The organism is bacterium (assembly GCA_030654305.1).
In the GTDB taxonomy this organism is placed as follows: domain Bacteria; phylum Krumholzibacteriota; class Krumholzibacteriia; order LZORAL124-64-63; family LZORAL124-64-63; genus PNOJ01.
In genome coordinates, this window is record JAURXS010000372.1 from 1 (window position 1) to 8,942 (window position 8,942).

Sequence of the window (8,942 nt, forward strand, 5' to 3'; positions counted from 1 at the left end):
GCAGCAGCACCGGCAGGCGGTCGCGCGGCACCGGCACCTCGCCGCAGGACGGGCAGTGGATGATGGGGATCGGCGCCCCCCAGTAGCGCTGGCGGCTGATCAGCCAGTCGCGCAGGCGGTACTGGACGGTGGCGCGGCCGAAGCCGCGCGCCTCGAGGTCCGCGACGACGCGGCGGGCTCCCGTTTCGCTGTCCAGACCGTCGTAAGCGCCGGAAGCGGTCATCAGCCCGGGGCCCGTCCAAGCCTCTTCGAGCGGCTCTTGATGTGGCGCGCCGGGCGCGGCACCCGCGGGCAGGATCTCCTGCCGCACGGGCAGGTCCAGCGCCGCGGCGAAGGTGAAGTCGCGCTCGTCGTGGGCCGGCACGGCCATGACCGCGCCGGTGCCGTAGCCGGCCAGCACGTAGTCGGCGACCAGGATCGGCACGGCCTCGCCGTTCACGGGGTTGACGGCCGTCGCGCCCGTGGGCATGCCGGATTTTGGCCGGTCGCTGCTCTGCCGGTCCACTTCGCTCAGCCGCGCCGATTGGCGGCGGTAGGCGGCCACGCCCTCGCGGTGCTCTGCCCCGGTCAGCACGTCGACCAGCGGGTGCTCGGGAGCCAGCGCCAGGTAGGTGACGCCGAAGAGCGTGTCGGGGCGGGTCGTGAAGACGCGCAGCGCCAGCGAGCCGTCCGGCAGCCGTTCGCCGCCGCCGGTCGCCGCGGCGCCGTCGGCCGGGCGCGCAGCGAAGACGACCTCGGCGCCGTGGCTGCGGCCGATCCAGGCGGTCTGCTTCTTCTTGGTCTCCTCGGGCCAGTCCAGCGCGGGCAGGTTGTCGATCAGGCGGTCGGCGTAGCGCGTGATGCGGAAGCACCACTGCGTCAGGTTCTTGCGCACGACCTCGGACTTGCAGCGCTCGCAGACGCCGTCGTCAACCTGCTCGTTGGCCAGCACCGTCTGGCAGGAGTCGCACCAGTTGACCGGCTGCGCCGCGCGGTAGGCGAGCCCGTGTTCGAACAGGGTCAGGAAGAGCCACTGGGTCCAGGCGTAGTACTCGGGGGTGTGCGTGGCCAGCTCGCTGCGCCAGTCGTACATCGGCCCCAGCGTGCGCAGTTGCTCACGGATGAAGGTGATGTTCTCGGTCGTGTGCGCGCCGGGGTGGACGCCGCACTTGATGGCGAAGTTCTCCGCCGGCAGGCCGAAGCTGTCGAAGCCGACCGGCTGGAAGACGTTGTCGCCGCGCTGGCGCCGGTAGCGGGCCCAGGTGTCGGCCGGCACGTAGTTGTACCAGTGGCCGAGGTGGAGCTTGTCGCCCGACGGGTAGGAGAACATGCTCAGGCAGTAGCACTTGGGCTTGTCGGAGTTCCAGTCCACCTGGTCGTGGCCGGTGCGGGCCCAGTGCTCGCGCCAGCGCTGCTCGATTTCCTGGAACGCGTAGTCGGCCATGATCCGTCGATCCTCCGGCCGGCGATGCGGGGTCGCCGGGGATGGCTGGTCTGTGGGCGTTGGGGCGGCGCGGATCCGCGCGCCTCGGTCGCGCAACTCTAACCGCACGGCTCCCGCCGCGCCACTCCCAATCGGCGGCGTCCGGCGTGTCGCCGCGCGTCGACGCGCGCGGGATCAGAGGACCCCGGCGGTCACCTCCAGCCGCAGCCCGTCCCCGCCCGGCGCGAAGCGCACCGCGGCGACGTCGAAGCGGAACTCCGCCACGTCGCGGGCCGGGTTCGCCGCGAGCCAGGCCCGGGCGGCCAGCCGCAGCCGCCGCAGCTTGCGAGCGTCGACCGCCGCGGCCGGCGAACCCCAGCCGTCTCCGCGCCGGGTCTTGACCTCGACGAAGACCAGCAGGGGCCCGCGCCGCGCGACGAGGTCCACCTCGCCGCGGGCGGCGCGGAAGCGCCGCTCGAGGATCGTGAAGCCTTCGGCGGCGTACCACAGCGCCGCGATCTCCTCGCCACTGCGGCCGAGCGCCGCGGCGTCGGCGTGCCTGTTCATGGCCACCTCCCGCCGCCGCGGCAGCAGGAAGCCTACCAGAGGGAGCCCTGCCGCAGCAGGGCGACCGGAGCGAAGGTCCGGCGGTGCAGGGGGCAGGGGCCCAGACGCTGCAGGGCCGCGAGGTGGTCGGCGGAGCCGTAGCCCTTGTGGCCGGCGAAGCCGTAGCCGGGGTGGCGGGCGTCCAGATCGACCATCAGCCCGTCGCGCACGACCTTCGCGATGATCGAGGCGGCGGCCACCGCGGCGCTGAGGCCATCGCCGCCCACCAGGCAGGCGGCGGGGCAGTCCAGCGGCGGCGCCTGGTTGCCGTCGACCAGCACCAGGTCGGGCCGGACGCGCAGACGCGCCACGGCGGTCGCCATGGCGCGCAGGCTGGAGCGCAGGATGTCGGTGTGTTCGATCTCGCGGGGCCAGGCGGCCTCCGCCTGCCAGTCCAGCGCCTCGCGGACGATGTCCCGGTAGAGCGCCTCGCGACGGCGGGCGGTCAGCCGCTTGGAATCGTCCAGCGCCTCGGGGGCCCAGCCCGGCGGCAGCACCACCGCCGCGGCCACCACGGGGCCGGCCAGGCAGCCGCGCCCGGCTTCGTCCGTGCCGGCGAGCACCAGGGCCCCGCCCGCCCGCGAGGGGTCGGCGGCGCGTTCGCGGTCGAAGGCGGCCAGCAGGGCGCCGCGACCGCTCACTTCCGGCCGAACTGCTTCTCGCGGATGCGGGCCTTCTTGCCGGTCAGCTCGCGCAGGTAGTAGAGCTTGCTGCGGCGGATCCGGCCGCGGCGCACCAGCTCGATCCCGGCGAGGTTCGGGCTCTCGATCGGCAGCACGCGCTCGACGGCCACGCCGTTGGAGATCTTGCGCACGGTGATCGAGGCCTCGTTCGCAGAACCCTGGCGGGCGATGACGACACCCTCGTAGTTCTGGATGCGGGTCTTGCCGCCCTCGGTGATGTTCATCCGGCAGCGGATCGTGTCGCCGATGCTGAACACCGGCAGGTCCGTGCGCAGCTTCTCGGTGCGGATCGTGTCGACGATGTTGCTCATCGCAGCCTCCTGGTCGTACCCGCCGGCGTCGGGCCGGGGGGCGGGGTCCGCGGACCCCTTCGTGTCTCGCCGTCTTCCCGTGTCTCGCCGTCGACCGGTAGAGGGCGGCGGCGGCGTTCCATTCGTGTTTCGTCCGTCATTCCCCGGCGCCACCGTCGCGGTCCCGCGACGGGCGCCCCCGTCCCGCGGCCAGATCGGGACGACGCTCCCGCGTGCGCTCCCGCGACCTCTCCGCGCGCCAACGCTCGATGTTGGCGTGGTGCCCCGAGATCAGGATCTCGGGCACCGCCAGCCCGCGGTACTCCGGCGGCCGGGTGTACCAGGGGCCTTCGAGCCCGCCGTCGAGCGCGGCGGTGAAACTATCGCTCTCGGCCGAATCGCTGTTGCCCAGCACCCCGGGCAGCCGGCGCACCAGAGCGTCGATCACCACGAGCGCGGGCAGTTCCCCGCCGGTCAGCACGTAGTCCCCGATGGAGACCTCGCGCGGCCGCAGCAGGTCCAGCACCCGCTGGTCGACGCCCTTGTAGTGCCCACAGACCAGCACCAGTTCGCCGGCGGCGGCGGCCTGCGCGGCCAGTTCCAGCACCAGATCCTCGTCCAGCCGCTCCCCCTGCGCCGACATCAGCAGCACGGGCGTCGCGTCGCCGCTGCGGGCGGCCTCGACGGTCTCGACCACCGGCGGGGCCATCAGGACCATCCCGGCGCCCCCCCCGTAGGGTGCGTCGTCGACCGTCCCGTGGCGGTCCACCGCGCGGTCGCGGATGTCCAGGACCTCGTAGGTCACCTGCCCCTGCCGCTCGGCCCGCCCCAGGATGCTGGTGGACAGGACCTCCCGGATCATCTCCGGGAACAGGGTGACGACCTTAATCGCCAGCGACATCGAGCAGTCCCTCCGGCGGGTCGATCACGAGCGGCCCCTGCAACTCGTCCTCGGGCCGCAGGATGGGCGCCACGGCCGGGATCAGGCACTCGCGGCCGCCCCGCGGGACGACCAGCACGAACCCGGCGCCGTAGGTGCGCACGTCGTCGACCTCGCCGACCGCCTCTCCCGTCGCGGTCACGACCGGGCGTCCGAGCCAGCGGAACGGCAGTCCGCCGCGGGGGCGCGGGAAATCCGGGTCGGCGTAGCGGCTCCGGAGGAAGCCGACCATCCTGCCCACGGCGCCCTCGGCGCCTTCCCGCGTCCCGATCCCCGGCAGGGCCACCACGTAGCAGGTCCCCAGGGACCGCCAGGATTCCGGCGCGAACGGCGCGCCGTCGTCCCAGAACAGGTCGCCGGAGTCCAGCAGGGGCTCGTGCCAATCGATCAGCGGGTAGAGCTTCAGCTCGCCCCGCAGACCCACCGCCTTGACCACGTCGGCGACGGGCACGAACTCGTCAGCCGGGAATCCCGTCATGCGCTACTGCTCGTTCGCGATCTCGAAGCCGAAGCGCCGGTCGACCCGCAGACCCACGGCCTGCAGCAGGCCGCGCACCGCCTTCACGGTCGCGCCCCCCTTGCCGATGATCTGGCCCACGTCGTCCGGATGCACCTGCACCAGGAAGACCTCCTCGCCGTCGCGCTCCAGGGACTGGATGCGCACGTCCTCGGGATGGTCGACCAGGTTCACCGCGATGTACGAGACCAGTTCCATGGCCTTGCTCATGGCGGTCAGCTCTCTTCCGCGGGCGCGTCGCCCTCGGCGGTCGTCTCTTCGACAACGACGGCTTCGGCGGCGGCGGCTTCGGCCTCGGCGGCGGCCGCGGCTTCCGCGGCGGCCTGCTTGGCCGCGGCGGCTTCGGCGGCGGCGGCGGCCTCCTCGGCGGCCTTCTTGGCGGCGACGGCTTCGGCCTTCGCCTTGCGATCCTGCTCGGCCTTGGCCTGGGCCTTGGCGCCGAGGCGGCCGTCGAGGTCGCTCTTCCAGGCCGAAACGCGGGCCTCGACCTCGTCGACGGACAGGCCCTGCCGCAGCAGCTCCCACCGCAGCAGGACGCCCTCGCGGCGCATCAGGGAGCGGGCGGTCTCGCTGACCGTGGCGCCTTTGCGCAGCCAGGCGATGATCTCCTGCTCGTGCAGTTTCACTTCCAGCGGCTCGGCGAAGGGGTTGTAGTAGCCCAGGTTCGCCAGGTAGGCGCCGTCGCGCCGGTTGCGGCTGTCGGTGACGATCAGCCGGTAGAAGGGCCTCTGCTTGCGACCCATGCGGGTCAGACGAATCGTGGTCGACACTGAGTACCTCCGGGTTCGTGTCGGTGTGTTGCCCCGCACCCGCCGTTCAGGCGCGAAGCGATCCAATATAGGTCCCCGGACGGCCGGATCCAAGCCGCCCGGACCGCGGGACGGGGCCTAGCCGCGCCCGCCCAGCACCTTGCGTCCGAACTCCTCCAGACCGCCGGCGGCGTTGATGCTGCGCATCATCCGCCGCATGTCGCGGTACTGCTTCAGCAACCGGTTGACCTGGGACACGTTCGTGCCGCTGCCGCGGGCGATCCGCTTGCGGCGCGAGCCGTTGATGATCTCCGGGCTGCGGCGCTCGGTCGGGGTCATCGAGTTCAGGATGGCCTCGACCTTGCCCAGCTGCCCCTCGTCGACGTTGGACTTGTCGATCATCCCGCCGTCGACCCCGGGCAGCATCTTCATGATCCCCTTCAGGGGGCCCATCCGCCGCACCTGGCGGATCTGCTTCTGGAAATCCTCGAGCGTGAACTGGTTCTGCAGGAAGCGCTCGGCCAGCGCCTCGGCCTCCTGCTGGTCCATGTTCTCCTCGGCCCGCTCGATCAGCGACATGACGTCGCCCATGCCGAGGATCCGGCCCGCCATGCGGTCCGGATGGAAGGTCTCCAGGTCGGCCAGCTTCTCGCCGGTGGAGACGAGCTTGACGGGACGGCCGGTCACGGCCTTCACCGACAGCGCGGCGCCGCCGCGGGCGTCGCCGTCCATCTTGGTCAGCACGGCGCCGTCGAAACCCACCCGCGAGGCGAACTCGCGGGCCACGGTCACCGCCTCCTGGCCGGTCATGGCGTCCACGACCAGGAGCTTCTCGTCCATCGGCACGGCCTTGTCGATCGCCACCAGCTCGTCCATGAGCGTGGCGTCGATGTGCAGGCGGCCGGCGGTGTCGACGATCAGCACGTCGCACTTGTTGTCGCGCGCCCGGCGCAGGCCGAGCTTGACGATCTGCGCCGCGTTGCGGCGCTCGCGGTCGGCGTGGACCGGCACCCCCGCCTGCGCGGCCAGCGTCTCGAGCTGGTCGATCGCCGCGGGCCGGTAGATGTCCGCCGCCACCAGCAGGGGCGAGCGCCCCTCCTTCACCAGGCGCTGGGCGAGCTTCGCGCAGAATGTGGTCTTGCCGCTGCCCTGCAGGCCCATGACCATGACCGTGGCCACCGGCGTGCCCGACAGGTTCAGCGAAGCCGTCTCGCCGCCGAGCAGGTCCACGATCTCGTCGCGGACGATCTTGACGACCTGCTGGTCGGCCGACAGGCTGTCCCAGACCTGCTGCCCCGCCGCCTTCTCGGCCACGCGGGCGACGAAGTCCTTGGCGACCTGGTAGTTGACGTCCGCCTCGAGCAGGGCCAGGCGCACCTCGCGCAGCGCGTCCCTGACGTTTTCCTCGGTGAGGCGGTCCTGTCCCGACAGCTTGCGCAGCGCGCCGCCCAGCCGGCTGGTCAACTCCTGGAACACCCTCGGGATCCTCTCTCGGGAACATGGCGGCGCGCACAACGACAACGGGCGGACGCTCCAGGCGCCCAGCCCCCCTTGCCGCGACCGCCCAGTATCGTCGAAAGCGACCGCGAAATCAAGGGTATTGTGGGTTTCCGGGCGGTTCGGCGCCGGTCAGCGCAGGGAGGAAATCGCGGCGGCGGGGTCGGCGGCGCCGAACAGGTAGGATCCGGCGACCAGGATGTCGGCGCCGGCGTCCCGGCAGGCCGGGGCCGTCCCGGCGTTGACGCCCCCATCGACGGAGATGGCGAACCCGAGCCCGGAGGCGGCCCGCCGCGCGGCCAGGGCCCGCAGCTTGTCCAGGGCCGCCGGCTGGAAGCTCTGCCCCCCCGCCCCCGGCTGGACGGACATCACCAGCACGAGGTCGACCCGTTCGAGCCAGGGCAGCACCGCTTCGATCGGGGTGCCGGGGTTCAGGCTGAGGCCGCGGCGCTTCCCGAGCGCCCCGATCGCGTCGAGGGCCGCGCCGGGCGCGGGGACGGCCTCGATGTGGATCGTGATCGCGTCGGCGCCGGCGCGGGCGAAGGCCGCGAGGTGGCGCTCCGGCTCCGAGATCATCAGGTGCGCGTCCAGCGGCAGGGCGGTGCGCCGCCTGACGGCGGCCACGACCTGGGGGCCGAAGGTGAGGTTGGGGACGAACCGGCCGTCCATGACGTCGAGGTGGATCAGGTCCGCACCCGCGGACTCCATCCTCGCGACCTCCCGCCCCAGGTCGGCGAAGTCGGCCGACAGCAGGGACGGGGCCACCGCCGTGCCGTGTTCAGCGCGTCGCGACCACCAGTTCAACGATCTCTCCCCTGAGGATGCGCGTCCCCGGTTCCGGTTTCTGGCGCACGATGGTCTGCGCCGGCGTGCCCGCGTCGCGGACGTGGCGCAGCGGCGCGAGGATGCAGCCGGACCCGTCGACGGCGCTGCGGGCCGCCGACAGCGTCCGTCCCTTGAGGTCGGGCATCAGGAAGGCGGGCGCTTCCGCCTGGTCGACCATCACCACATCCACGGTCACGCCCTTGCGGCTCCCGGTGCCCGCTTCGGGGTACTGCAGCGCCACGGTCGACGGCGCACCCTCGAGCCCGCGCGCGCGCAGGGTGCGGCCGGCCCGGAATCCGCTGCGCTGGAGGGTGGCCGCGGCCTGTTGCACGTTGAGGCCGTCGAGGGCGGGCACCGCGCCGGTGGGCGGGCCGCTACTGAGCACCAGGCCCACCGCCCTCCCCTTGCGCACCGGCTGTCCGGGGGCCGGGTGCTGGTCGACGACGTTGCCGACCGGTTGCCGGGCGTGCGCCTCGCTGCGCACGACTTCGACCTCGAGGCCGGCGCCGGCGGCGGTCCGGCGCGCCTGCGCCAGGGTCTGCTCGCGCAGGTCCGGCACGCGCACTTCGGCGTGGCGATGGATCAGCTGCGGGACGATGAGGTAGTTGCTCAGGGCGAGGCCAACGGCGCCGGCGACGCCGAGGCTGGCGAGCAGCAACAAGAATTGCCAGAACTTCACGATGCATCCCTCCGCCGCGACAGTCGGGCCGCGAAGAAGCCGTCCGCGCCCTCGCGCTGGGGCAGCCAGGTCCGCGCCCACTCCCCGTCCGCGCGCCACGGGCAGGGCGCCAGCGACGGTTCCGCCGCCAGGACCGCCTCCAGAACGCCCTCGTTCTCCTCGGGTTCCAGGGAACACGTGGCGTAGAGCAGGCGGCCGCCCGGCGCCAGCAGCAGGGACGCCCGCCGCGCCAGTTCCGTCAGCCGCGTCGCCGAAGCGACGATCGCCTCCGGACCGAGGCGCCACTTCCCTTCGGGGTGCCGCCGCAGCACGCCGGTCCCGGTGCAGGGTCCGTCCAGCAGCACGGTCGCGAAGGTGCCGGACCGGAAGGGCGCCGCCCTGCCGTCAGCAGATACCACGAGGTCCGGCCCCGCGTCGATCCTTTTCGCCGTCGCCTGCAGCTTGCGCAGGCGCGCGGCGCTGAGGTCGGCGGCCACCAGCAGCGCCGGCGACCCGTCGTCCCCCGCCGCCAGGGCCGCGCGCAGCCGGGCCGTCTTGCCGCCCGGCGCCGCGCACAGGTCCAGGGCGGGACCCGCCGCGCCGTCCAGCAGGAGGTCGCACGCCGCCTGGACCGCCTCGTCCTGGACGATCAGTTCCGGACGGGTCCGCAGCAGGGCCGCCAGGTCGGCGCGCTCCTCGTTCGCGAGCAGCAGGGCGCGCGGGCTCAGCCCCCCGGGGCGCGCGGACCGGCCGGCAGCGGCCAGGGCCGCGGCGA

At 73.1% G+C, this 8,942-nt stretch carries 12 protein-coding genes; all 12 read right to left on the minus strand.

Translation table 11 applies throughout. From position 1 onward, the window contains the following. Positions 1-1,423: leucine--tRNA ligase (gene leuS, locus Q7W29_10645; protein MDO9172278.1), on the minus strand; the 1,423-nt coding region annotated here is incomplete at its 3' end. 174 nt (positions 1,424-1,597) lie between these two features. After that, positions 1,598-1,969, minus strand: a complete 372-nt coding sequence (locus Q7W29_10650; protein MDO9172279.1) for a YraN family protein — start codon at positions 1,967-1,969, stop codon at positions 1,598-1,600. 32 nt (positions 1,970-2,001) lie between these two features. Beyond that, positions 2,002-2,649, minus strand: a complete 648-nt coding sequence (locus Q7W29_10655) for a ribonuclease HII (GenBank protein MDO9172280.1) — start codon at positions 2,647-2,649, stop codon at positions 2,002-2,004. Continuing rightward, a complete protein-coding gene (rplS, locus tag Q7W29_10660; GenBank protein ID MDO9172281.1) occupies positions 2,646-3,002 on the minus strand; it encodes a 50S ribosomal protein L19 in 357 nt (118 codons plus the stop codon). The genes Q7W29_10655 and rplS overlap by 4 nt, the downstream gene beginning before the upstream one ends. 136 nt (positions 3,003-3,138) lie before the next feature. Continuing rightward, positions 3,139-3,882: a tRNA (guanosine(37)-N1)-methyltransferase TrmD gene (gene trmD, locus Q7W29_10665; GenBank protein MDO9172282.1), complete on the minus strand. Its 744-nt coding sequence runs from the start codon at positions 3,880-3,882 to the stop codon at positions 3,139-3,141. After that, complete coding sequence (locus Q7W29_10670; GenBank protein MDO9172283.1) at positions 3,866-4,399, minus strand: hypothetical protein; 534 nt, start codon at positions 4,397-4,399, stop codon at positions 3,866-3,868. Before Q7W29_10670 ends, trmD begins: the two co-directional genes overlap by 17 nt. A 3-nt stretch (positions 4,400-4,402) precedes the next feature. After that, entirely contained in the window at positions 4,403-4,648 is a 246-nt protein-coding gene (locus tag Q7W29_10675) for a KH domain-containing protein (GenBank protein MDO9172284.1), read from the minus strand. 5 nt (positions 4,649-4,653) lie between these two features. Then, positions 4,654-5,208 (minus strand): 30S ribosomal protein S16, encoded by a 555-nt coding sequence (rpsP, locus tag Q7W29_10680; GenBank protein ID MDO9172285.1) that lies wholly within the window; start codon positions 5,206-5,208, stop codon positions 4,654-4,656. A 117-nt stretch (positions 5,209-5,325) separates the two neighbouring features. Beyond that, the gene (gene ffh, locus Q7W29_10685; protein MDO9172286.1) at positions 5,326-6,663 is read right to left on the minus strand and encodes a signal recognition particle protein; all 1,338 of its coding nucleotides are present in this window, start codon (positions 6,661-6,663) and stop codon (positions 5,326-5,328) included. Positions 6,664-6,816: 153 nt separating this feature from the next. Beyond that, on the minus strand, positions 6,817-7,488 hold the full coding sequence (rpe, locus tag Q7W29_10690; GenBank protein MDO9172287.1) for a ribulose-phosphate 3-epimerase: 672 nt from the start codon (positions 7,486-7,488) through the stop codon (positions 6,817-6,819). Then, positions 7,463-8,188: a PASTA domain-containing protein gene (locus Q7W29_10695; protein MDO9172288.1), complete on the minus strand. Its 726-nt coding sequence runs from the start codon at positions 8,186-8,188 to the stop codon at positions 7,463-7,465. The genes rpe and Q7W29_10695 overlap by 26 nt, the downstream gene beginning before the upstream one ends. Further along, positions 8,185-8,942, minus strand: a 758-nt coding sequence (locus Q7W29_10700) for an RsmB/NOP family class I SAM-dependent RNA methyltransferase (protein MDO9172289.1), incomplete at its 5' end; no start/stop codon positions are given. The genes Q7W29_10700 and Q7W29_10695, both read right to left, overlap by 4 nt.